22 protein-coding genes are annotated in these 25,022 nt (G+C 40.6%); 14 read left to right on the forward strand and 8 right to left on the reverse strand.

The genetic code is table 11. From position 1 onward, the window contains the following. Positions 1 to 171: 171 nt before the first annotated feature. Positions 172 to 1,230 (reverse strand): DUF3626 domain-containing protein, encoded by a 1,059-nt coding sequence (locus H5164_RS05780; protein WP_182755191.1) that lies wholly within the window; start codon positions 1,228 to 1,230, stop codon positions 172 to 174. Between the two features lie 337 nt (positions 1,231 to 1,567). On the opposite strand from H5164_RS05780, the gene H5164_RS05785 reads away from it, so the two are divergent. Continuing rightward, positions 1,568 to 2,998, forward strand: a complete 1,431-nt coding sequence (locus H5164_RS05785) for a DEAD/DEAH box helicase (RefSeq protein WP_124015407.1) — start codon at positions 1,568 to 1,570, stop codon at positions 2,996 to 2,998. 161 nt (positions 2,999 to 3,159) lie between these two features. Here H5164_RS05785 and dbpA read toward each other — a convergent pair whose 3' ends face one another. Both dbpA and H5164_RS05795 read right to left on the reverse strand, forming a co-directional pair. Continuing rightward, on the reverse strand, positions 3,160 to 4,563 hold the full coding sequence (dbpA, locus tag H5164_RS05790) for an ATP-dependent RNA helicase DbpA (RefSeq protein WP_182697604.1): 1,404 nt from the start codon (positions 4,561 to 4,563) through the stop codon (positions 3,160 to 3,162). A gap of 324 nt (positions 4,564 to 4,887) precedes the next feature. After that, positions 4,888 to 5,754, reverse strand: a complete 867-nt coding sequence (locus tag H5164_RS05795; RefSeq protein WP_124015405.1) for a pirin family protein — start codon at positions 5,752 to 5,754, stop codon at positions 4,888 to 4,890. A gap of 428 nt (positions 5,755 to 6,182) precedes the next feature. On the opposite strand from H5164_RS05795, the gene H5164_RS05800 reads away from it, so the two are divergent. Both H5164_RS05800 and H5164_RS05805 read left to right on the forward strand, forming a co-directional pair. Further along, on the forward strand, positions 6,183 to 6,515 hold the full coding sequence (locus H5164_RS05800; RefSeq protein ID WP_182755193.1) for a hypothetical protein: 333 nt from the start codon (positions 6,183 to 6,185) through the stop codon (positions 6,513 to 6,515). 64 nt (positions 6,516 to 6,579) lie between these two features. Beyond that, positions 6,580 to 6,837: a hypothetical protein gene (locus tag H5164_RS05805; protein WP_182755195.1), complete on the forward strand. Its 258-nt coding sequence runs from the start codon at positions 6,580 to 6,582 to the stop codon at positions 6,835 to 6,837. A 48-nt stretch (positions 6,838 to 6,885) separates the two neighbouring features. Here the strand turns inward: H5164_RS05805 and H5164_RS05810 are convergent, their stop codons facing one another. The 4 genes from H5164_RS05810 to H5164_RS05825 all read right to left on the reverse strand — a co-directional run bounded on the left by H5164_RS05810 (position 6,886) and on the right by H5164_RS05825 (position 9,914). After that, on the reverse strand, positions 6,886 to 8,436 hold the full coding sequence (locus tag H5164_RS05810) for a PAS domain-containing methyl-accepting chemotaxis protein (RefSeq protein ID WP_182755197.1): 1,551 nt from the start codon (positions 8,434 to 8,436) through the stop codon (positions 6,886 to 6,888). Positions 8,437 to 8,950: 514 nt separating this feature from the next. Beyond that, positions 8,951 to 9,193 carry a hypothetical protein gene (locus H5164_RS05815; RefSeq protein ID WP_182755198.1) on the reverse strand — a complete coding sequence of 81 codons (243 nt, stop codon included), beginning with the start codon at positions 9,191 to 9,193 and terminating at the stop codon, positions 8,951 to 8,953. Further along, on the reverse strand, positions 9,159 to 9,641 hold the full coding sequence (locus H5164_RS05820; RefSeq protein ID WP_182697609.1) for a hypothetical protein: 483 nt from the start codon (positions 9,639 to 9,641) through the stop codon (positions 9,159 to 9,161). Before H5164_RS05820 ends, H5164_RS05815 begins: the two co-directional genes overlap by 35 nt. Positions 9,642 to 9,665: 24 nt before the next feature. Continuing rightward, entirely contained in the window at positions 9,666 to 9,914 is a 249-nt protein-coding gene (locus H5164_RS05825) for a hypothetical protein (RefSeq protein ID WP_182697610.1), read from the reverse strand. A 664-nt stretch (positions 9,915 to 10,578) separates the two neighbouring features. Here H5164_RS05825 and H5164_RS05830 point away from each other — a divergent pair. The 9 genes from H5164_RS05830 to H5164_RS05870 all read left to right on the forward strand — a co-directional run bounded on the left by H5164_RS05830 (position 10,579) and on the right by H5164_RS05870 (position 20,275). Further along, a complete protein-coding gene (locus H5164_RS05830; RefSeq protein WP_182697611.1) occupies positions 10,579 to 10,953 on the forward strand; it encodes a hypothetical protein in 375 nt (124 codons plus the stop codon). A gap of 658 nt (positions 10,954 to 11,611) precedes the next feature. Continuing rightward, the gene (locus H5164_RS05835; protein WP_259395608.1) at positions 11,612 to 12,655 is read left to right on the forward strand and encodes an extracellular solute-binding protein; all 1,044 of its coding nucleotides are present in this window, start codon (positions 11,612 to 11,614) and stop codon (positions 12,653 to 12,655) included. Beyond that, positions 12,655 to 15,738, forward strand: coding sequence for an EAL domain-containing protein (locus H5164_RS05840; protein WP_182755200.1), 3,084 nt, complete (start codon positions 12,655 to 12,657; stop codon positions 15,736 to 15,738). Before H5164_RS05835 ends, H5164_RS05840 begins: the two co-directional genes overlap by 1 nt. 492 nt (positions 15,739 to 16,230) lie before the next feature. Further along, complete coding sequence (locus H5164_RS05845; RefSeq protein WP_182722596.1) at positions 16,231 to 16,812, forward strand: cytochrome b/b6 domain-containing protein; 582 nt, start codon at positions 16,231 to 16,233, stop codon at positions 16,810 to 16,812. Positions 16,813 to 16,906: 94 nt separating this feature from the next. Next, positions 16,907 to 17,404 carry a DUF1924 domain-containing protein gene (locus H5164_RS05850; protein ID WP_182722595.1) on the forward strand — a complete coding sequence of 166 codons (498 nt, stop codon included), beginning with the start codon at positions 16,907 to 16,909 and terminating at the stop codon, positions 17,402 to 17,404. A gap of 67 nt (positions 17,405 to 17,471) precedes the next feature. Then, positions 17,472 to 18,035: a diheme cytochrome c gene (locus H5164_RS05855; RefSeq protein WP_182722594.1), complete on the forward strand. Its 564-nt coding sequence runs from the start codon at positions 17,472 to 17,474 to the stop codon at positions 18,033 to 18,035. Continuing rightward, positions 18,028 to 18,294 (forward strand): PepSY domain-containing protein, encoded by a 267-nt coding sequence (locus H5164_RS05860; RefSeq protein ID WP_124015687.1) that lies wholly within the window; start codon positions 18,028 to 18,030, stop codon positions 18,292 to 18,294. Before H5164_RS05855 ends, H5164_RS05860 begins: the two co-directional genes overlap by 8 nt. Further along, positions 18,294 to 18,956: a response regulator transcription factor gene (locus tag H5164_RS05865; protein ID WP_124015394.1), complete on the forward strand. Its 663-nt coding sequence runs from the start codon at positions 18,294 to 18,296 to the stop codon at positions 18,954 to 18,956. Before H5164_RS05860 ends, H5164_RS05865 begins: the two co-directional genes overlap by 1 nt. Before the next feature lie 2 nt (positions 18,957 to 18,958). Then, a complete protein-coding gene (locus tag H5164_RS05870) occupies positions 18,959 to 20,275 on the forward strand; it encodes a sensor histidine kinase (protein WP_182755202.1) in 1,317 nt (438 codons plus the stop codon). A gap of 271 nt (positions 20,276 to 20,546) precedes the next feature. Here H5164_RS05870 and H5164_RS05875 read toward each other — a convergent pair whose 3' ends face one another. Continuing rightward, positions 20,547 to 21,608 carry an oxidoreductase gene (locus H5164_RS05875; RefSeq protein WP_182755204.1) on the reverse strand — a complete coding sequence of 354 codons (1,062 nt, stop codon included), beginning with the start codon at positions 21,606 to 21,608 and terminating at the stop codon, positions 20,547 to 20,549. Between the two features lie 720 nt (positions 21,609 to 22,328). Between H5164_RS05875 and H5164_RS05880 the strand changes: the two genes are divergently transcribed. Beyond that, positions 22,329 to 23,063 (forward strand): ABC transporter substrate-binding protein, encoded by a 735-nt coding sequence (locus tag H5164_RS05880; protein ID WP_124015391.1) that lies wholly within the window; start codon positions 22,329 to 22,331, stop codon positions 23,061 to 23,063. A 139-nt stretch (positions 23,064 to 23,202) separates the two neighbouring features. Next, complete coding sequence (locus H5164_RS05885; RefSeq protein WP_165870052.1) at positions 23,203 to 24,696, forward strand: methyl-accepting chemotaxis protein; 1,494 nt, start codon at positions 23,203 to 23,205, stop codon at positions 24,694 to 24,696. The last annotated feature ends 326 nt before the right edge of the window (positions 24,697 to 25,022 follow it).

Here is a 25,022-nt window from a genome sequence, read left to right on the forward strand (position 1 = left end):
ACGTATTCCATTCAATAAAGTATATCGTTTAAAAAGAGTCCGATGGATTGCAAGTCAACATGACTATGCTCATCACAAGCATGAGCAATAACATGACACGGCTTACGAGCAAACAGAAAGACTAAATGGTGAAGGTAAGTTACTGTGGGTAACCCCCTTTATTGAGCACGACTATTGATCACGACTCTGGCCATATTTTACTAATACGTGCCAAAGTAACTTTAGGTCTTGTCGCTTTTTTGAATGTGCTCCACGCTCACTCCAAGAAGCTGGTTTTTTTTGCAATTGATAGGCCGCGCGACCAATAATTTCTGCATTAATTAACTCATCTTCAGCAATGCTTTGAGCCAAAATAGGCATAGCAGCACCACGGAAATCATCGGGTACTTGCGCAACATTGATTTGCCGCCCTTGATGCCAATACAATTCAATTTCGCATTCATGGCACAAAGCAATCAATGAATCACCAATAGCCGTTCCTTTAAAGGAGGGATCCGCCACTAGCATAGCAATATCTTGATCCAGCGATACAGTGCCGTGAATTTGAGCTTCAATATAATGGTCTAAATTCCCACTTGGCACCTTGTCAAAACGGTGGCTCATGTCATCAGTCAAATGCTGACTAAAATAGTCAATCAGCTTACTCGGCTTAAGCCCTGAAATCCCCAAGGCATATTGACGCTCAAAACTTTCGCTGAGTAATGCCGCTAGAATCGCGTCAAAGCACTTTATGGTGCCCTTTTCTTTAGGCAATCGATAAGAGTCCATGTAACTAAAAGTACATCGTGATAAGACTTGAGGATGAGTGACTAAATAGCAGCTGCCAAAGCGAGGTGCTGGGCCTAGCGGACATAAACCAAAATCTAACGCACCATATTTAGGTCGATTCTTAATACCAGAATAGCAGTGCCCAAATAATTGGTTTTCCCAATGGTCACGAGACCCACCTAACTCGGGTGATAAATGACCATTAGACACGTGGGTTTCAAACTGGCTTTTATACACGCCATCACGTAATAAACCATCAACGACAGTGAGACCTCGGTTATCTATTTGATCGGGATGAAAATGCAATGAGACTCGACTATGTTGCGCCAGCTCACGCATAGCTAGCTGGAGTGATAAGGTTGAAATATTAGACATTAACAGCACATTTTTGATCACGGCATGAGCATGATCTCGCAGCTCATATGCCATTTTCTCTATGTGGGTTTGAGCCGTTAATTTCATCAGTAAAAGACACCTTATGGTAAACCAGCTCAGCTAAGTCGCTGAATATATTTAATACAAAACGAGTGATGATTTTATTGTATGTAATAAGTCGACTTTTAGCACTGATCCAAGTGTGAAGATTAACACGATTTCATTAAATCGCTGTATTTCGACATCAAAATCGACGCGTTTTAACGATTAAATAGCCCATTATGAGTCACTTTATGAGGGGATATATCGCTGGCCACGCAGGGATTTGATAGCACTTATAACGGTTTTCAGGTAAGCTTCACGGCCGCCGTTAATGGCTACCTTTTATTCAAAGCAACAATGCGTTGCCCAAAGAGATTTTTCTATGAGTTTTTCCTCACTTGGTCTGAATGCTGCTATTTTAAAAGCGGTTGAAAAACAAGGTTACGACACCCCCTCTCCAATTCAAGCACAAGCAATACCAGCAGTTTTAGCCGGCCAAGATGTTATGGCAGCAGCACAAACAGGGACAGGAAAAACAGCTGGTTTTACCCTGCCAATTTTAGAACTATTATCTAAAGGTGAACGCGCGCAACGTGGTCAAGTCCGTGCATTAGTGTTAACACCTACCCGCGAGCTTGCCGCACAAGTACAAGAAAGCGTCGCGACTTACGGCATCAACTTACCGCTCAAATCGGCGGTAGTATTTGGTGGTGTGTCTATCGTGCCACAATTAGCTGCGCTCAGAAACGGAGTTGACATTTTAGTGGCAACGCCAGGTCGTTTACTCGACTTATGCCAGCAAAAAGCCATTAGCTTCAGCAAATTAGAAATTTTGGTTTTAGACGAAGCAGACCGCATGCTCGACATGGGCTTTATTCGCGATATCAAAAAGGTATTGGCACTATTACCTGCCAAACGCCAAAACTTAATGTTTTCAGCTACATTTTCGAATGAAATTCGTGAGTTGGCGAAAGGTCTCGTTAACAATCCAGTCGAAATTTCAGTCACGCCGCGTAATGCCACGGCAAACACTGTGACTCAATGTGTGTATCCAGTAGATAAAACGCGTAAATCATTGGCACTAATTGAACTGATTAAAACCAATGATTGGAAACAAGTGTTAGTGTTTTCTCGTACCAAACACGGTGCTAACCGTTTAGCCAAAAGCCTGGACGCTGCGGGCATTAAAGCCGCTGCCATACATGGTAATAAAAGCCAAACAGCACGCACTAAAGCCTTGGCTGATTTTAAAGCCGGCGCGGTGCAAGTGATGGTCGCGACCGATATTGCTGCCCGTGGTATAGATATCGATCAACTGCCATTTGTGGTTAACTTTGACTTACCAAACGTACCTGAAGATTATGTGCATCGTATTGGCCGTACTGGCCGTGCAGGTTCAACAGGTCAAGCAGTATCATTAGTCGGTCTTGAAGAAGTTAAGCTACTGCATGATATCGAACGATTAATTAATCGTGTCATTGAGCGTAAGCAACTTGCTGGTTTTGAAGCACCATTTACTATCCCAGAAGCAGGTAGCAGATCTGGCGGCAGTGGAGCCAAAAAGCCCAACCCGAACCGCAGTAAGCATGCTCAACAACATGCCAATGACGGCACTCAAGCTGAAAAACCTGCACGTAACCACGATTCTCGCCAGCAATCTCGTGGACAAGATAAGCCTGTAGATCCTAAAGCTGCAGCAAGAGCCAATGGTAATAAGCCACCACAGCGTAATCGTCCACCACGTCGCAGCGGTACTGCACCAGTCACATCTGCAAGCAGTAATCCTTATGCCAACGCTAAAGTAAAAAGCTAATTCGTTAACCGCTAACTTGCGATAAACATAAAAAAACCGGTGAACATTGTTCACCGGTTTTTTATTATTCATTGATAACCCAATTGAGTCTCACGGATAGCAATTAGACAAAATTGGGTTATCAGTTGTACGTTTTAAGCGATTCGTTGTAAGTGCAGCCGTTACATAAACCAAGCTCGGTAGCTACGGCCTTTTAACTTACCTTTACTGATAATGTTTAATGCTTGCTTAGACACATTACTTTTTACAGCAAAGTACGCACGAATGTCAGTCACTTTAATTTTACCGATATCGTTAAAATCTAACCCATTACCACCGGTTAATGCACCAACAATGTCACCTGGACGAATTTTTTGCTTTTTACCAGCTTCAATTTGAATTGTAACCATTTCAGCAGCAAGCGGTTGCTTGTTTAACGCACTCATTGGCGGTAAAGGCTCGCTGACCACGTCTTTATTCATGGCTTCTTCAATCATCGCCATTTTGTAACCATCTTCTTCACCAAAGAAAGTATAAGCGCTGCCCGAACTGCCTGCACGGCCAGTACGGCCAATACGGTGAATATGCACTTCGGTATCGTAGGCAATATGATAATTAAATACCGCATCTAATTCATCAATGTCCAAACCACGTGCCGCGACGTCAGTGGCCACTAAAATGCGCGCACTACGATTAGCAAATTGGAGTAACATTTGATCACGATCCCGTTGCTCTAAGTCGCCATGCAATGCTAATACACTAAAGCCAAACTCATGCAATGAGTCAGCCACTTGTTGGGTTTCACGCTTGGTATTACAAAACACCACAGAGCTTTCTGGCTGCTTATCCAGTAACAATAAACGCAATGCTTCAAGACGACCTTGGCTATCTTCAATACGGTAGAAATGCTGATCAATCGTTAAGTTGTCGTGCTTAGCCTCAACTTTAACCATTACTGGGTTATACATAATTTGATCGGCAATCGACTTAATTTGATCAGGGAAAGTCGCGCTAAACAATAACGTTTGACGCTCACGCGGCGCGGCAGCAATAATTTGATCAATATGCTGTTGAAACCCCATTTCTAGCATGCGATCAGCTTCATCTAAAATCAGCGTATCCATGTTGCTTAAATCTAAACGGTTACGATCTAAATGATCGACAATCCGCCCCGGCGTGCCGACAATAATATGCGCGCCATGTTCTAGTGAACCCACTTGCGGCCCCATTGGAACACCACCACAAAGCGTAAGCACTTTTACGTTATGAATACCACGAGCTAAGGTACGGATTTCTTTAGCGACTTGATCGGCTAATTCGCGTGTTGGACACAACACCATAGTTTGGATACGAAAGCGTTTTACATCCAACTTATTCAAAAGCCCTAAACCAAAAGCGGCAGTTTTACCCGAGCCAGTCATCGCTTGACCAATAACATCTTCACCAGCCAAAATCGGCGGTAAGCTCTCGGCTTGGATCTGAGTCATCGATTCAAAACCCATAGTTTGGAGGTTTTCAAGCAATTCAGGTTTTAAATTAAGTGATGCGAAAGCCGGGTTAACGACTTGTTCTGTAGACTGACTCAAGGCAAATATCCTCTGATATCGAAAGGTAAAAAGCAGACAAAAGCTGCAAAAAAATATACCAATACCATTACATAAATGAGCCATTATCATGCAAAAAATCCGTTAATAGCGAAACAAAATGAACCTATACAATGATGTATATGAAAAAATGCTTACTGCTATTTTTGAACGATTTATCTTGCCAGAAGGAACAGATAATAAATAAGATTGGTGTTAGCACAGGTATTAAAACAAACCCGAGCCAGATGTCAGCTATTGTAGCAATTTTATTGCTAGTTCGCAGACAAATATTTACCGAAAGCTCTACTTATGGTGCACCTAAGACTACACAATTTGGCCAAAATGACCTTGCTGATAATCGCGAACGGCTTGCTCTATCTCAGCTCGGGTATTCATCACGAACGGGCCCATCTGGACAATTTTTTCATTAATAGGCTTGCCCGCTAATATTAACAGCCCAGCACCGGTCGCCTCAGTTTGAAAACAGCACACTTCTTGTGCGTCCAACACTAACAACTGCCCTGCTCCTGCGGTTTCACGTAGACCTTGTGAATCAATATAGTTAAGTTCACCTGCATACACATAAACGCATACGGTTTGGTGCTCAGCAAGACTCAAGGTGCCATGACCATATGCAGTTAAGGTTAAATCGGCAATGGCCCCTTGACCAGCTAACCCCTGAATAGCTGACGTAATCTTATGTGGTTGATTAATAAATCCCCAACTCCCGGCCAAGGCAACAAGTGATGCACCGTGTTCGTTATCTAAACGTGGGTTAGCCTGTTGGCTGGTGTCTTGATAAATCGGCGGGCGCATTTTGTGTTTTGCTGGCATATTGATCCAAATTTGAAACCCATGCAGCCCTTCTTTGGCATCGGCTAATGGCATTTCAGAATGCACCACGCCACTGCCAGTACTCATCCACTGTACGTCACCAGCACGAATAGGTTTAACATTGCCCATTTGATCGCGATGTTCAAAGCCACCTTTACGAATATAAGTAAAGGTTTCTACACCTCTATGTGGATGCGGCGGAAAACCACCAATAAAATCTTGTTCATCATCAGACTTAATCTCATCGATCATTAAATATGGATCGAAACGAAGCTTATCAAAGTCAGCAACACGATTGATGTTCACACCATCACCGTCCATTGCGGGCAAGGCGCTAATACGCTGTAATACTTTCATGAAAACCTCGGCGACTAAAAAATAATCTCTCAATCATAGCAGCCATCTAACTGAATAAATATTGCATAATAGTGTCGTTTCCTTTCGAAAAAATCGACTAATAAAAGGACTTATGTCTTTTGCTCAAACAAGATAAATATACCCAAACACATTAATGAACTTTACGCCCTATTAACAATCAAAAAACTGATAATACTGCGATAAAGTGATTGATATAAATGGAAGTAATAACGGTTGGCAGGGAGCCACAACACTCTCTATCTTCAACACACGCGCATAAAATATATTGACTTAAGCCTGTTCTAACGGCATTAATCATCCATGTTTTATTGATTTATATGCTGATTGCGTTTTGGTATCAAGACACAACGCAACGAACGTCTACTTTAATGGTTAAACCTTCGACAACCGTAATAAAAAGCTATCTCATGACTTCAACGCAATACCAATCAATGATCCACACAAATTTACCATCAAAGCTTAATGAGCAAAGAGATATCGAATACGTAAATCGTAACCCATCCATTATTGATGTTAGCCAATCGACGTCCATAACAACAGATACGCAAGCCTCATTAGATGAAGTGGTGCCATCAAACAACAAACGCAACACTATACAATCGATTTCGAGTGCAAAAATACCTAATGCTTTGCCAAGTCAAATAAAACCAGAGACTACCACTAACTTAAACAAGTCCGAGCCTTCATTAACATCAATACAGCAAGCATCAAGCATCAAGCCAGTATATTCAACGAGATAACATTAATGAACTAGAGCTACTCATCAGTTCACAGACCGCATTACCCAAAAAAAACGTTGGCACCATGAGCGAAATGGATCCTCAATTAGATTTCATTGAGTTAACCCCCAAAGTCGATACAAGCCAGCCCAACACCTTAAATCACCGATTAGACCCTAATAGAATTGTAAAACAAGGAGATTATTGCTACCGAGTAGTCGATCTCGCTACCCAGGTTAACCCCCATGGTTGGGGATTAGGTTTCGCAGAATATTGTGGCGAAGATGAATCTAAAAAGCAGCTAACAGAAGCGATTAACAACAGGATAAGCAAAGTAAAATGATCTCAGCCTTAGCTAAGTCATCAGAACAAAATCCGTAAATAGTACAATCTAATTAAATTGATTTACCAACTCAGTTTGACGGTTTCCCTGACCGCTAATTTCTTGACTATGTATTGCTGCATGATGACAATTATGTTCGATTTGATTAATGCCATCTTGTAATATCATAGCATTAGTATAAATTTGATTAACAACAGCAGCTTGCTCTTCTGCAGCAACTGAAATTTGCTCGCCATTACTTTCGATAACCCCCATCACTTCGCTCACCGAAATCAGGCTTTGCTCGAGCATTTTACTGGAATCGATACTCCTATTGGTCAAGATATCACTTCGTTCCATTTGCGCAACCGCCTTTGCGGTTGTCTGACTCAGTGTATTGATAATAGCGTGTATTTCATGTGCAGAAGTTGCCGAGCGACTGGCCAAGTTACGTACCTCGTCTGCGACCACCGCAAATCCTCTGCCCGACTCTCCAGCTCTCGCAGCTTCAATAGCAGCATTGAGTGAAAGTAAGTTTGTTTGCTGCGCAATACTCTCGATCACATCGACCACTTGGTTTACGTTTTGACATTGCTGATCCAATGAAGAAATAGCAAGACGAGACTCCTCCAATAAGTTATTAATTTCCGTAGTCGCGATTTGGCTGCTAGCTAATGCCGCCTTAGTTGACTGTATTTGGTTAACTAAGTGATGAATTTCTGTTGTTGAATTTGTGGTATTTTTAGCGATATCGGTAACCGAAGAGCTCATTTGGCCGATGGCTGTGACAACTTGTTCCAGGTTTTGCGACTGCGTCACCAACTGGTTTTGATTTGCTTGATTTTGTTGTTGATGCTCTTCTAAACCCTGCTGCAACTCCTCGCCACTGTCTTTTATACGTCCAACCACCGCCAGCGTTTCAGCTTTTTGCATCCGTAGACTTAACTCGATGTGGGAAAGCTCATCGGTATAACCAGTGTAAACAAATTGATTTAGCGGATTATCGTGTATTTTTTCACTCAACATCAGGATTTGGCTAAAACGCTGCTTAAGAACATAAAGCGGCCGACAAAAACAGATAATGGCCACAATAAATGCGAGTACCGTGAAAAAACCATTGGAGTAAGGTAAGGACATCAATAACCCGACTGATAACAACCAAGCCAATAAGAGTTTGGTAATAATACTGGCGCCAAACTTTGGCTTAGCGGCTTTTCCAGCATTAATGGCATCGTAACAGGCTTGGGCGCGTTCAGTCAGCTCTGCTTCAGGCTGAGTTCTTACCGACTGGTACTCGCAAATAGTCCCGTTACGTTTAATCGGGGTGACATAAGCATTAACCCAATAATATTGACCATTTTTACAGCGATTCTTCACCAATCCCATCCAGCTTTTTCCCTGCTTAATAGTGTCCCATAGGTCACTAAATGCAGCTTTAGGCATATCAGGATGACGAACTGTACAGTGGGGATGATTGATAAGTTCATCTTCTTTATAACCACTGACAGTCATAAAGTCATCGTTAACATGAGTAATAATACTGTCTAAATCGGTTGTCGAAAGAATCATATAATCCGACGGATAAGTGACTTCTTCATCGATGATATCTTTTATGGTCATGTTGATATATTAAACGTCATTAAGTAAATAAGTGAGCCGATTATTAAACAATCAGTATTACTTGTATGTGATGACTCACGACTTTAATCAGTAAATAATTAACATCTTTAAAATATATGCGATAAGTCACATTGATAACAACCAAAGTCAATGTGGCATCAAAGTTTACGTTGAGAAGTATTGATTAATCATATAAATGATTATGGCGCTAGAGATAGATTTTTGAGGCCAGTCGCTACCATAAGACAATCAATAGTGACGAAATAACAGCTATCATCCCAATGAGTAGAATCACTCTTGAAGATTTGATATCAAAGAAACAAGCAATATTAAAATACTGTGACACGCTTATTACCAACAGTGCCAAAAACAATTCGCCTTGACATCTATAGCACCAAGCGGAAACCTAGGTATAGGAGTAACCACTATTCAGACTCACTAAAATGCAAACAATTAACTTGATAATATGATGAGCAAGGTAATGGCTATTATCATTATTTATTCGGTTTTAATTTTACTTAAAGTAATTAAAACCTAAAGATGCCATAGGATAAAGTGATTTAATATTACGTCTATATTTAGCAAAGATAATAGTGGCTATGGTGACAGCAATAGTGACCCCAAAAGGATGCTTTTGGGTTTGTTTTTTAATAGAGTAAAGTAATAAATTGATCGATAATTCACTCTGCCTAGCTGATACGTTACCTTGCATACGCTTTAGCTTAATCGAGTGATTGAGATGCTTTAGAGATGACATCCATACCCTCCTTTAATTGCGAGATAGTGTCTTTAAAGCCAAAAAACTGCATTAGGTATTTTTGCCAGTAAACTAGACCGACTAAAACCATACTCATTGTGAATAGAAATAGACCTACTCCGATAAGCATGTTGTGAGTAATGCTATATGAAACAATTCCTACACTGACACATATACTGAAAATAAAAAGTACCAATAAAGGAATAAACAAAAGTTGGCAAACAAGAAATTTTTTCGCCACAACAACATTTCTAGAGACTTCCATAAAGAAAAGTTGGACAGTAGATTCTGACCACTGCCCAATATCTTGCGCGACTTTTGATACCTTATTAAAAATATCAGTTATTTCGTCAACATTAGCATTAACCTCATCGGAATTAGATAACGGATCGGTTTGCGTACCGTCAGAGATCTTATTGTTACTCGACACTGTCTTGGTGTTTTCCATAATAAAATCTCTCCGGTTACCTTTTTACTTTGTAATTTTCGAAATTGCCCAACCAGCTAAAAATGCACACCCAACGCTGAGTAAAGGATGTTCCTTTATCATGTTTCCAGCTTGATGGGTTGCAGACTTAACTTTTGCAGAGCCTTCATTGAGAGATTCTTTGGCGTGATCTTTTAAAGAACTAACGGCTTCTGATGTTGCCTCTTCAGCCAAATGATAAGCATCTTTGACTTTTTCTTGAGAGTCTTGATTTTTTTCTTTTGTTGTAGCCATTTTAATCTCCTTAAATAATCTTTCGAGTTCTATTATTACGAATAAATAGCAATAATAAATGATTACATCCAAACATTACTATCTAACATAAAATAGGTAAATCAATACAATATCAATTTAAAAACGATAAAGTATCGATTGTTATTAGTTATGATGCGAATGACATGCCACAATCATAATATTAACCATAAAAGTTATATATGAATGATATAAATAGCTTTTTATTACAACCACATTAAATTTAAATACCTAAATACATTTAACTTTGTATTTTTTACAGGTAATTATATTAAATCATGTAAAAATTACTCAAAAAACCATGATTAGAATCAACTTTTATTATAAAAACATTTATTCGCTAGATGATTAAACATGCTGAAATATTCTTTGATAATAAAATATGTATGAGTAGTATTAGAGACGAACTCTATCCTTCATTACCCCTATAATATATCCTCACGGTTTGGGCATTTCATCAATCTAATATACAAAAAAGAAAGCAGTAAAGAATCAACTCAACAATGGTTATGCATAAATGCCATAGTGTCGATATACCAGCACTGTTAGCGTTTATATGGGTCACACAATTGATGTGTGCTAGATAACGGTAAATCAATCAAAACACGGTATAATCACGGTGAATTAATGATAAGAGGAAGATAACGTGCTGACAAAAATTCTAGTCACACTATTAGTGATTATTGGCGCTATTGTGTACTTACGTCGCGGTCGAGGTAATAAAGTCAGTCGCAGCGCTGCAATGGCTGAAGCAGAAAAATATCCCTTTTTTAGTCGGGCAATTATTTACGCAATGATTGCTATGTCGATGTTAGCAACTGCAGGTTATTGGGGCTGGAGTTTGTATGACGACAACACTGTGGTTGATGTAACAATTTCATCCCCCATAGAAGCGATGACAGCAAGTTACAAAGTCCATAAAAAAGATATTGAAGCAAAGAAGATTACCACTATTGACGGGATTCAAATCCGTTTATCGAATCAAGAAAGATTAACCATCAAAGCGACCAAGGGGCAATAATACCTCAAGCTTCAATGCTCATGCTTTGACTTAATCATGCCAAACATACTGCCATGTCTTTGATCTTTTATCCTAGTTCTGCCGATTTCAATCATCAAGGCGATTTATTCGCCAGCAACATGGCTTAGCCCCACCATAATATTGTGCTGCGCCTCTGTCCCATGGTGCAGATCATTACGATAAAATAATCATCAGCACTATAAGTAAAACCTCAGAACAATGGTATTGAGGCTAGGCAAGATCAATGTCGTACCTTTGGCCGAAAAACAACAGCCAGCAGCGGCCTCTGGATAAAATTAACGACTCCATCTTCATCGACACAATCCACAATACCATGATGAGTAACATTGATATCTCAGGGCAGAGACTGGCTTTAACTTAACATTAGGTTTACCGATCTCATCAACAATCTAGTTGCAGAATGAAAAAATTGTTTTCATCGCTTCACATGCTAAAAACCCGTTTGCTAAACACTTGATATAATCCTGGTAAGTTATTTTTATATATCGTGCTGCTAATTACCACTTTTCTACTATCCTAGGTCTATAGAATATAATTTTTATTCAATAGCATTATTTAAGCAAAAAATACTTTCTCTAAGTGCATCAAATCCTTGTATTATTAATGTTGAAATGCTTCAACATCAGGTGGTAGTTAGATGTCTAATACGTATAAACAAATGCGTTGCTTTATTATATTCCTGTCATCTGCTTGTTTTAGCCTTGCTGCCTATTCTGAAGATACATTAAGTGTATTGGCATGGCCTGGGTATGCTGATCCAGATTTAGTTAATATTTTTGAACAGCGTTATCAGGTTAAGGTTAATGTCACCTTGGTTGAATCTGATGACACTATGTGGAATCGGTTAAATGCAGGTATTGGGGATAAATTTGATGTATTTGCTGTCAATACTGCCCAATTACAACGTTATATTGATAAGGGTATTAGCGTCCCCTTAACATTATCTAATATCCCCAATAGTCAAAATCAATTGCCACGTTTTAGCGACCTTTCTTCAATACCGGGTCTGATCCGAAACGGCAAAGTATATGCCATTCCCTACACCTATTCAGAAATGGGCCTTATTTATGATCGAAATGAGTTTAGTCAGCCTCCTGATTCTTTTTCGATAATGTGGGATAAACGTTATCAAGGCCGAGTATTGATGTATGCGGGCAGTGAGCACAACTTTTCGTTTGCTGCGTTATCGCTTGGTTTAAAAAATCCTTTTCAAATTCCAAATTCAGAGTTTGGCCTGGTGACCCAGCAAGTTATTGCTTTACGTCGAAATATTTTGACTTACTATGAAAAACCGGAAGAAGCGACGCTGCTATTTAACGAAAACCATATTGCATTAATGTTCGCCAATTATGGTTCTCAACAAGTTAAAATGCTCAAAGAAACTCAAGCTAATATTGGCTATGTTATCCCCAAGGAAGGCGCTTTAGCTTGGTTAGACTGTTGGTCTGTTACTCGAGATGCTAAAAATAAAACGTTAGCGGAGAATTGGATTAACTTCCTATTAGAACAAAAGGTGAGTCATGCTCTATCAGAAAGACAAGGCTTAGCAAATACGCTTGAAGAACCGGAAGGGTTAACAGCGTCGGATAAACTCATCTGGTTGGAGCGGGTCGAAAATATGGATAAACGTAAATTGCTATGGGATAGAATTATCTCTGGCGAAGTGCCGGAAGAATTTTAATGGCTGCAGTGTCATCAAATAATCAGCCTGTTAAATTTGGCATTGCGATTAAACTTACCATCTTGCTGTCCCTGTTTGGGATTTTAGCCAGTGCTTCTACAGGCTATTTCACCTTTAATGCCACCCGCGATATCTTATCGGATAAAGCGACGCAAGGAATGATTGATGCCACAAAACTTCTCGGCCGACGTTTTTATTCGATGGCTAATGAGGCGGCTAACCAAACCAGAGTTCTGGCAAATACTAAGTTAGTAGACGATTCATTTGGTCATGATAATGCCTCAGTTATTGCTCGAGAATCTTTGTCAGATAATTTCAAAAGTTTATTGTCGGTTTACCCTGAATATTTTCAAGTTAGATTAATTGGCGCGCAAGAGTATGGGCGCGAGATGGTTAGGGTTGATCGGGATGATGGCCAATTAGTTGTGATCCCTCAACCCCATCTACAAGAAAAACAACATTATCCTTATGTCTATAAAACCTTAAAACTGAATAAAGGCGAAGTGTTCTTTTCTAAAATTTTCATTAATCATGAACGGGGGGCTCATGCTGGATTAGGCCAACCGACATTGCAGGTTGCATCGCCTGTTATTGATGATAAAGGCAAAGCCATTGGGGTGATTGTCATTAATGTCGACTTGAATTTAATGTTTAGCATATTGAAGTCAGATATGTCTGAAGAGTATCAACTGTATTTGACTAATGAGAAAGGTGATTTTCTTATTCATCCAAATAGACTAGAAACCTTTGGTTTTGATCGTGGACGACAATTTTTAGTGCAAGAGACCTTTGAGCCGGTTGATCAAATTATTAATTCTGGCGTACAAGCCGTCACGATTCGCCAAACGCTAGGTTTTGATAATATTGAAAGTATCGGTGGATTTACCAGTATTCCTTTTAGTCAATCTACCGGTAATCGTTTCGTGATTATCGGATTAACTGTGCCGATTGATTTTGCTTTATCTGAAACGAACATTTTGACTGAAACAGGCCTGCGGGTTGTTCTGGGATTGAGTTTTCTCGGTATTATTATTTCACTCATAGTGGCGAGAATATTTGTGCGCCCCTTGAAGAACTTGGTCGCGGTTGTGCGTCGGTTTAGTGAGACAAATCAGGTGACTCGACTCTCAAATTATAAGCAAGATGAACTAGGGCTGCTGGCAAATAGTATCGTCAGTATGCAAGAAGGTATTTTGACTCATTTAACGAGTCTTAATGACCAAAATACTCAACTCAATCACGAGATTCACGAGCGAGAAAAAATTGAAGCTTATGATAAATTCCATACACATACATTAGAGTTATTGGCCCAAAATAAAAATTTAGATGATATTCTTGAATCGATCGTCTTAGGGATCGAGGGGCTAAAAGAAAAATTTATTTGCAGCATTCTGTTGATTGATAAAAGCGGTAAAAAATTTATTAGAGTGATCGCCCCTAACTTACCTGACTTTTATAATGAAGCGCTTGAAGGGGTTGAAATTGGCATAGGTGTTGGCTCTTGTGGCACTGCGGCGTTCACTAAAGAACTGGTCATTGTTGAAGACATTCAAACACATCCTTTTTGGAGTAATTATAAAGCACTGGCAACACAGGCAAACTTAGCTTCATGCTGGTCTCAGCCTATTATCTCTTCAACAGGCTTAACATTAGGTACTTTTGCAATGTATTGCCGTGAAGTGGCGACACCTTCTGCAGATGATATCGAACTCATTAAGAGAACGGCTCGCTTAACCAGTGTGTCAATTGAACGAAAGTATGCAGAAGATGAAGTTAATAATCTGGCTTTTTTTGACTCACTGACCCTGCTTCCGAATAGGCGCCTATTACTCGACCGTTTAAATCAGGAGCTCGCTGCAAGAGTACACAGTAAAAAGCAAGCCGCTCTTTTATTTATTGATTTAGATAAATTCAAGGCGCTCAATGACTCATTAGGCCATGATATGGGTGACCTATTATTACAACAGGTTGCAAGTCGCATCAAAGCTTGTGTAAGAGAGAGTGATACCGTGTCTCGTTTAGGTGGTGATGAGTTCGTGGTCATGCTTAAAGGGCTCAGTGAACAGGCGATTGTCGCGGTGTCAGAAGCGGAAGTTGTCGGCAAAAAAATTCTCCACTCATTGTCAGAAACCTACCAACTTGCTTCTCATCAATATCTTATAACCCCTAGTATTGGTGTTACATTATTAAGTGCTGACCATCAAAATGCTGATGAAGTATTTAAGCAAGCTGATATTGCTATGTATCAGTCTAAAAAATCAGGTGGCTGTGCGCTATTTTTCTATGACCCCGACATGCAAGCCCATCTTATTTCGCGTATTCGTATTGAAACCGAATTACGCGAAGCCATTAGCAAGGGAAAACAATTTGAACTTTATTATCAACCTCAAATTAACTCATTAGGTATTGTAACGGGAGCTGAAGCGCTAATTCGTTGGAATACTGCGGATCGAGGTATTGTTTCACCTTTAGAGTTTATTGCTATTGCGGAAGAATCAGGTTTGATTTTGCCCTTGGGAGATTGGGTTTTAGAAACAGCCTGTCAGCAACTTGCAACTTGGGCATTAGAACCGAAATCAGCTCATTTGACCTTGGCCGTGAATATTAGTGCAAGACAAATGGGCATTCCAGCATTTGTTGAGAATGTATTAACTATCGTGAGTCAGGCGAATATTAACCCAGAGAAACTTAAGCTAGAGCTTACAGAAAGTATTTTATTGGAAAATATGGAAGATACAATTACAAAAATGACCGCTCTTAAGGCGCGGGGGATCAAATTTTCTATCGACGATTTTGGTACCGGATATTCGTCCTTGCAATACCTGAAACGCTTACCCTTGGATCAGCTTAAAATTGACCAATCATTTATTCAAGATATTGAAAATGACCCCAATGACAGGGCAATTGTGCGGACCATTATTGCCATGGCAAATAGTTTAAATTTAGAGGTGATCGCTGAAGGCGTTGAAACAGAAAAACAGAAAGAACTACTGACTAACAAAGGTTGTTTAAACTACCAAGGATATTTATTTAGTAAACCTTTGCCGTTGAAAATGTTTAACCAGTATCTGACAAAGCATTAAGTCTATTCTACAAAACCATGGGGCCAGAATCTTATAGCGTGGCTCCCATTATTGCCATTGCCACGGTTCATTTGCTTAATTGACAGTAAGCAGTTCTGCTTTGCTGAAATAACCTTGTTGGCGAAAACTAGGCTATTGCTTTGAAGAAACCATCTTTTAAATCGATAAACAGTGATAACAATCTATCGCCATCGACATGAATACAAGCTGTGTTAGTCAATAATGATTCTGCCTTACTCTATTAATAGGGTGCTCAATATTTATATTCCTCAAAGTGACAATCCCCGCTCAACAAGTGTTTGCACATCCTTGCTATTTGGTTGTTCGAAACCATAAAGATCAACAGCAACGTTTTTGCTAATCAATCATAAAGCCCGCTGGGCTCATATCATTTCAGCTTAAAGCAACTCCTTTGACCTTCTGAAAATTTAAGCGAGGTTTAAGTTTGGGTTCAGTAACCTACTCCTAGACCACAATTAGGAGAGTCACATTATGTCATCAAATACACTGCAAACCATTAAAGTCTGGGATGTGTTGATCCGCGTATTCCATTGGTCACTCGTTGGCTTTTTTACCTTAGCGTACCTCACAGAGGGCGAAGATGAATGGATGACGATCCACAGCTACGCAGGTTACTGCATTTTAATCCTGCTGGTGTTTCGCTTGTTATGGGGTGTAATTGGAACTCATCATGCGCGCTTCAGTAACTTTGTCACTCGGCCTAAAAACGCCTTAATTTATGTCAAGGCACTTGCCACTGGTAAAGCCAAAGATTATGTCGGCCATAACCCTGCTGGAGCCTTGATGATCATCACCTTGATAATCAGTATCGCCATCACCGGATTTTCAGGAATGGCCCTATACGCCATAGATGGGTACGGGCCATTAGCCACCAGCTTTTTTGCCACTTGGCCAGAAGGCGCAATAAAAGAAGTCCATGAGTTTTTTGCCAACTTTACCGTGTTCTTAGTGGTTATCCATGTCGGCGGCGTGTTAGTCAGCAGCTTGCTCCACAAAGAAAACTTAATCAGAGCCATGGTTACGGGCAAAAAGCACCGTCCACTAGAAAAGTAACACTGATTTAATCAACCTATTTTTGAGATAGAAAGCACTCATATAGTGAGCTTTCATCGTCAACCTGACATTTTTAACCCAAAAGGAATGCCCTATGAACACAATGACTCAACCCACCATTAGCCAAAAGCTTAATCTAGTTAAGATATCGGCCTTGATGCTGAGCAATATAAGTTTAACCCTTGCTTGCCTTGCTATCACAAGCATAAGTTTCACCAGCTTTGGTGTAAATGCCGCTAACAGTAAAGTGGATAGCCTCCCCTTAAGTGCCGAGCGCATTGGCAGACAACTGCAAAACTATCAATCCCTAGGCGCAGGGCCATTCTCTGCGGCAGCGGGACAAACATTATGGATGAAGGAAATGGATGGTCGTAGCTGCACTAGCTGCCACACGGCTAAAGTCAGCGAAATGGGCATGCACCAAAATACCCGTAAGATGATTGATCCTATGGCGCCATCTATCACACAAGCTCGTCTAACAGACACCGCAAAAATAGAAAAATGGTTTACTCGTAACTGTAATTGGACCTTCAAACGCGACTGTACAGCACAAGAAAAAGGCGATGCTTTACTCTGGTTAAGCCAGCAATAACAAAGATTAACCAGTGATAAACCATCATTATTTTTATTAAAGACAACAGCGAACAAAGGAACATCTCATGACAAAGCAAACGCATCTGATAAGCTGGATCGCAGGTTCATCGATTACGGCAGCCGCATTAGCCATTGGTATTATCGGTATCAGCCTGACTCTAACAGGCACAGGATATGCCGACGATGACCATAACCGAGGGCGGGGAATTCCACAAAATGTGGAATATAGCGCCGAATGTGGCAGTTGCCACATGGCCTACCCTGCCAATTTATTACCTGCAGAAAAATGGCGCGCCATCACAGCTAATCTTGAGGATCATTTTGGTGATAACGCCAGCCTAGACCCTCAAGCAACGGCTAGAATTGAGGAGTATCTGCTTCTACATGCAGCTAAAAATGGTAAAGTGCTAAAAAACAGTAAGCCATTAATAGCAGGCATGGGGCCGCAAAAAATCACCGAGCAGGCATTTTTTATTCGTAAACACGATAAGATCCCTAAACGCATGGTACAAGATAACCCTAAAGTCGGCTCATTCAGTCAATGCAGTAATTGCCACAACCTCGCAGAGAAGGGCGTATTCAATGAAGATACCGTTAATATTCCTGGTTTTGGCCGTTGGGATGATTAGCAGCTCAAGCTGTGATGCTCACGATGATGATCTTTCAAGCAAAGTAGTAGAGTGGGTAAAAGAAGGCAAAGTGTTATCGTTTGACAGCATAATGCAACGCTATGAATCACGATTAAATGGCCGATTGCTCGACCTAGAGGTTGAGCAAAAACATGGACGTATCATCTACGAACTCGAAATTTTACGCGATGATGGCATAGTGTATGAGATCAAGATTGACGCCAAAACCGGCGAGTGGTTAAAAGAAAAGGTCGACTAATGCGTTTGCTATTTATTGAAGATGATACCGATCTAGTCGCTCGCCTCATTCCCGCCCTTAACAAGGCGGGATATGCAGTCGAACATGCAGATAATGGTATCGATGGGGCTTTTCTTGGAGAGGAGGAAAACTTCGAAGCCGTGATCCTCGATCTCGGCTTACCCGGCAAGCCAGGTTTAGAGGTTCTCAGTCAATGGCGACGACAAGGTTTAACTATGCCAGTACTTATCCTCACCGCGCGTGATGCCTGGCACGAGCGTGTTGATGGTCTCAAAGCGGGAGCAGATGACTACCTAGGCAAACCTTTTCATGTCGAAGAATTACTCGCAAGGCTCGAAGTATTAATTCGCCGTCATTTTGGTCGTGCCGATAATGTATTACAACATGCAGGCGTCTCTCTTGATGTCGACAAACAAGCCGTGACTAATTGCGATGGTGAAGTGATAGAGCTGACTAAAATTGAATATCGCCTGCTGCATTATTTGATGGTCAATCCAAGCAAAATAGTCTCTAAAACAGAGTTAAGTGAGCGCATATATGAAGAGGAACACATCAAAGACAGTAATGTTATTGAAGTATATGTTAATCGCTTACGTCAACGTTTAGGCAAAGATTATATTGAAACTCGTCGTGGCCAAGGGTATCGGCTTAAGGAGCAATAAGCGTGTATTCACTCAAAGGATATCTTACCCGTAACTTACTGATCACTCTTACCTTTACTATGGTGTTATTACTGTATTTCCTGTATCAGGGTATCCAAATATTAACTCAAGACTTTGTCGCCTCGCGCCTGCAACATGATGCCGACAGTCTGATCTCCGCACTTGAACAACATCCTGATACCACTTGGTCGCTCACCTCAGACCGTTTACCCAATGTCTACCATAGGGTAAATTCAGGACATTACTTTGCCATTCAGATTGGCACGCAAACCCTGCGATCGCGTTCCTTATTCGACCATGAAATAAGTATTCCCGCCCTAAAAGCAGGTCAGCAACAACAAGCCAGCCAATTTGTGGGCAAAGAACATTGGTTAATATTCAGTCAAGCTATTATCAAGAACGATCAATTAGTTATCCTTTGGATAACGGAAGACATCAGCGCACTTGAACAAACTCAAGTACACTTTTTAGCCTTTGCCAGCGCGGCGGTATTACTCACTATTATCATTCTATTACTTGCACAAAATCAGCTACTCAAACGCGGATTTAAACCCCTAGAACAGATGCCTGAAGCCATAAGGCAGATGCGTACCCAAGGACAAGAAATCAACCCTGCCAACATGCCGAGTGAGATAGTCCCGCTGATTGAAGAGATAGATCGCTTAGTTAATCAGTTGGGGCAGCGAGTACAACGATCCCGCAATGCCCTTGGTAACTTAGCTCATGAAATGAAACGCCCTCTGCAAGGGTTGCAGTCCTATCTAGAAAGTCTGCCACCGGAACAAAGAGCGCAAGGCAGCAAGGTATTATCAAACCTGCACCACATTATAGAGCGGGAGCTCAAGCGCACTAAAATTGTTGGCCTCTCTATGCCTGGCCGCTTTACCGTTCTAGATGATGATCTCGCGCCACTTATCCAAGTGATGTTGCGCATCTACCCCCAGCAGATCATTCAAAGTCACTACGATAACGGTTTAGTCATGCCCTTTGATCGCGACGATTTACTCGAACTGCTGGGTAATTTGCTTGATAACGCCTGCAAACATGCCAATAAAAATATTGAAATACAGATCAAGCAGCAAAGTATCCCTAAAGCTGGCTATCTCATAGAAGTAAGCGACGATGGTGAGGGAGTCTCAGATGCGGCATTATCTATGATTATTAATCGTGGAGTCAGGCTAGATGAGAGTATCCAAGGCCACGGCTTGGGTCTGTCCATCTGTAAAGATATCGTCGATAGCTATCAAGGCGAACTCAACTTTAGCCATGCAAAACAAGGCGGATTAACCGTAAGCGTCTTTCTCCCCATCCACACCTAAATGGGCCAAACCTAGTTAATGAATGATGAGCAAAAGGCTGACGGCTGACAAAAAACACTTGTCACCATAACAGTGATTATCGTTGCTATGGTGGCTTAATGCTGTGGTATCAGCAGCAATGTAAAATGCAGTACAGCAATCAACAATGACCAAAAATCACCCTTTTTAATGTGGATGATCATTGACACTGTGATGGCAAAATCGATGTTAACCTCGGTTTGAGGTAGAGCTAGCTATTAGGCTCATCATAGACACAAGTGAATCCAAAAGATTAACGATTAACTTTAAGCATGAGCATTGTTTTACCACTCATACTGCTTATTTCCGCTAACTCAAGTATCCGTAACACCTCGACGACATCATTTGGTTCAACAGGATTAGGACCACCTAAAGTGATAGCTTGTGCTATTTCGGCATAATATTGCTGATAACAACCATTGACTGTTTCGACTGTGGTTTCCCTAATTTGGCCACTAGTATCGCCCGAAATTTCACCGTAAAAACGGCCATAGTTGGCGGCCTTTTCCACACCATACAATGGATCATTTGGAGTAATATCGGTTTTTAATTGCTCTTCCTGAGGATCTAAACCGTATTTAACATATGTTCCCTGCGTACCCTCAATACGAAAACGCATATTGGGAGCTGCTGAAAATGAACTCGCGTGCAGCACGACTTCAAGATTTTCGTAATGGAGTATCACATGAAAGTAATCCGTCGTTTGCGATCCTTCTCTTAACGGTAAGCATCTTGCTGTAAGAGCTTCTGGCAAACCAAAAAGACAGATAGCTTGATCAACGATATGAGCACCAAGATCAAACCAAATACCAGCTCCCTCGCCTGGTTGTTCTCGCCATCTTGGTCGAACGGTGGGGCGAAAACGATCAAAATGAGATTCAAAGAATCGTACACTACCAAATCGATTCTGTTGCAAAAGACTTTTAGCAGTTAAAAAATCGCCGTCCCAACGCCGATTATGGAAAACAGACAATAATAAACCGCGATCCTTAGCAAGCTGAATTAACTCTATCGCTTGTAAACTTGTGGTCACCATAGGTTTTTCGATAACAACATTAATGCCTTTTTCTAAACATAATTTTGCCAATGAAAAATGAACATTATTGGGCGCGGTAATAATGATTAAATCTAGGTCGGCACCCGCGATTAACGCTGGTGCATTATCATAAAGTGAAATAGCAGAATATTTCATCCTAAGTAATTCTGTTTGAGAACTACTGATTGCAACTAATTCAAAAGATGCTGAAGATTCAATCAATGGAATGTGAAATGTTTTCGCAGAATATCCGTAGCCTATTACACCAACTTTTATCATTTTATCGTTAACCTATTTTTTAACCGCATGAATCTAAATATCGCGCCAACTGACGAGAATGAAACGGTTCTATTGTCGTTTGTTAGATTGTCACTGAACGCAACTTATAACATCCCATGACTTAAATCGATACTCAAAACTCTCATCCATACTAGGGAGCTGTTGCAATGTTAACATCAGGTTGTCGTTGATCAGCATCCGATAACGCACAACAAAGAAGTCATCCCCTTGAGCTAAAACTTGTGCCGCAGTGCTACATTTGTAAATAAAAAGAAATCGTTTATATCAGCCCCATTCCCACAAAGACTTAAAGCCCATATCACGCTGAACCACATCACATTAACGACTTAATTAACTCAAAATCAAAAGTCGATAAACATCAATTAATGAGGTTTATGGTTTAAATTCGATTGCTTGCTCTTGTTTTAAAATTTAAGTCTATACTAAAGGAGTCATTGTCTCGGTCAGACGTTGTATGCCATAAAGTGTCATAACATATGAATAATCACAGGCATACAAGTTAGGTAAATCGACTTATTTAAATGCTCATGGATGATATTGGAAACATGATAACAACAAGACTATTGCTAAATAATAAGTTTATTTAACAATAAAAAAATTGAGGTTTTACCTTAGGTAAGCAAGAAAAACGCTTGATACCTCTCAAGGTACTAACGTGTTATTGACTCTGATTTACATCTTTCATTTCTAGGAGATTTTATGAAGTTTAACTATGCCATATTAGGATTATTATTCGCTATCGGTGGCAGTACAGCAAACGCTGAAACCGTGCACCTCACCTCATTAGATTGGGCGCCGTATTCAGGAAAAACCTTAGAAAATCAAGGTGCCAGTGTGGTTGTTGCCCAAGCTGCATTTACAGCCATGGGCCATGAGCTTGTGGTCGATTTTTTTCCTTGGAGCCGTGCGGTGAAATTAGCCTCCGAATCAGGCTCTCAATATGTGGGGTATTTTCCAGAATATCTATATGAATCAAGCGAATTTACTTTTTCTGCTCCCATGGGACAAGGTCCACTAGGTTTAGTTGAAAAGAAATCGTCACCGATCAGCTGGGCTAAGGTAAGCGATCTTTCCAAGTATAAACTGGGCGTAGTTCAAGATTACGTCAATACAGAAGAACTTGATGCACTTATCGCCAGTAAAGAGATCAAACCTCAAGTGGTCACATCAGATGAAATTAACGTACAAAAAGTCCTCGGTGGCCGCATCGATGCAGCTGTAATTGACGCTAACGTTCTCAATTACATGCTCACCCATAGCAGCAAACTCGCTAAGGATAAAGATCAGGTTCAGATGAACGCTAAGCTATTGATGAATAAAGACCTTTACATTGCATTTCGCAATGATGCTGAGGGTAAGAAATGGCAAGATATCTATGACCAAGGTTTAAGTAAAATTGATATTAATGCACTCATGACAGAGCATTTAAAGTAACAGTGAAGCAGTACTGCACATTAAGTGTCGATGTGATCCGACTTTATTCGGACGCTGTTATCGATACCTATAATTTTAAAGTATCGTAATAAACTAGATTACGATGCGTTATTGAACTCAAGTTAAAATGAGTAATTTTATGACGCTATTCAAATCAATTTCTTTTAAGTTAATCATGGCAGCCTTAGTCGCAGTCACCTTTTTAGTAGTGATCTTTGGGGTGTATGACTATTTTGCTCAAAGTGAAAAATTACGACACAAACAAGATGTGCAACTAGATTTAGTCGCCTCAAGATTACAGCTAAGCCTTCCTAGCGCAGTTTGGAATTACGATGAGCCTCAAATGGCTCGGATACTTGATTCAGAACAGCAGTCTGATGATGTTGCTTTTTTAACTTATCATAACGATAAAGGTGATCAGATAGCCCAATCCAAGGGGGAAATGAGTGCTAATTTTAGAACCATAAAATTGCAATATGTGGAAGATGAGACAGCTACTGAGATAGGTTCAGTCAAGTTATACATCGACGATACCAGTATTAAAGACGAGCTCGCAGAACTCGCCTTTAAAATAATTTTAAAAGGCCTATTGCTGGATATTTTTCTCGTCACCGCACTGTCTATTCTTTTTAGTAAGTTGATCACTCGGCCACTCACCCATGTCGCTAATGCCTTAGAAGATATCGCCAGTGGCGAAGGCAATTTAACCCGCAGGCTCAATGTCAGTCGTGAAGATGAAATTGGCAAGGTATCCAGTTCATTTAATCTATTTGTAGATAAAATTCAAATACTCGTGCAGTCAATTCAAGTCTCGGTTGATGATGTATTTCGAGCCGCGAGAAATGTACACACAGGTGCAGAAAGCAGTCGTGGTCATGTACACGACCAGCAATTAGAAACAGATCAAGTCGCAGCAGCAATCACACAAATGTCGGCCTCAGCCAAAGAAATCGCTACCAGCGTGCAACTATCAGCCGACTCTGCACTTCAAGCCAACATGGATGCTAAACAAGTATCTGACATTATTAATCATTCTATCGACTCTATTAATGATTTATCTAACCAATTGACCGAAGCCGCCGCTGTGGTCAACTCGCTAGATAAGGACGTAACAGACATAGTATCTATCTTAGATGTTATCCGCAGTATTGCAGAACAAACAAACTTACTGGCATTAAACGCCGCGATTGAAGCCGCGAGAGCTGGGGAACAAGGCCGTGGCTTTGCGGTTGTGGCCGATGAAGTACGCGCCCTTGCTAGCCGTACCCAACAAAGTACAGCCGAAATTCAAACTGGTATCAATAAGTTGCAATCCGGTGCTAAGTCAGCCGTTAAAGTCATGCTTGATAGTCAGAGTAAAAGTGAGGCTTCAGTTGTTAATGCCCAAAGTTCGGGAACAGCCATTAATAGAATCTTAACGTCCACAGAACAAATTACCGATATGGCGACGCATATCGCAACAGCAGTAGAGCAACAAAGTACCGTGGCAGAAGACTTAACCCACAATATCAATCGTATTGTCTCATCTGGTCAGGACAACCTTACGCTGCTCAGTGAAATGAATCAAAACTCTGAAGATTTAGAGTCGACATCACGGGACTTAAAACAACTCACTAACCAGTTTAAGGCATAATATTAAACCTTATCAATCAGCGATAATTATTGAGTCGATGCTGAGTGATAATGATGGTGTAATTAAGAGCATTTAGTGTTGCCGTAGCCAACTCAATTTAGACATCAATTGAGTTGGCTGCGTCATTTTTGCTTAATAAGCATTTGAGTTAACAACGATGCTTATCAAAAAATCAGCTGCGAATCTTAATATATTGTTGCTTCTACTTTATGGTTTACCCGCGAATTTTAGTTCCTACTCCACAGCGAATATACGAGGTAAACTTCGGTACTCCCTTTATATAGTCACTTTCAAACCAATCGCTATTGAAACCGCAGCGTTATTCA

This window comes from Shewanella sp. SG41-3 (assembly GCF_014164545.1).
GTDB lineage: Bacteria > Pseudomonadota > Gammaproteobacteria > Enterobacterales > Shewanellaceae > Shewanella > Shewanella vesiculosa.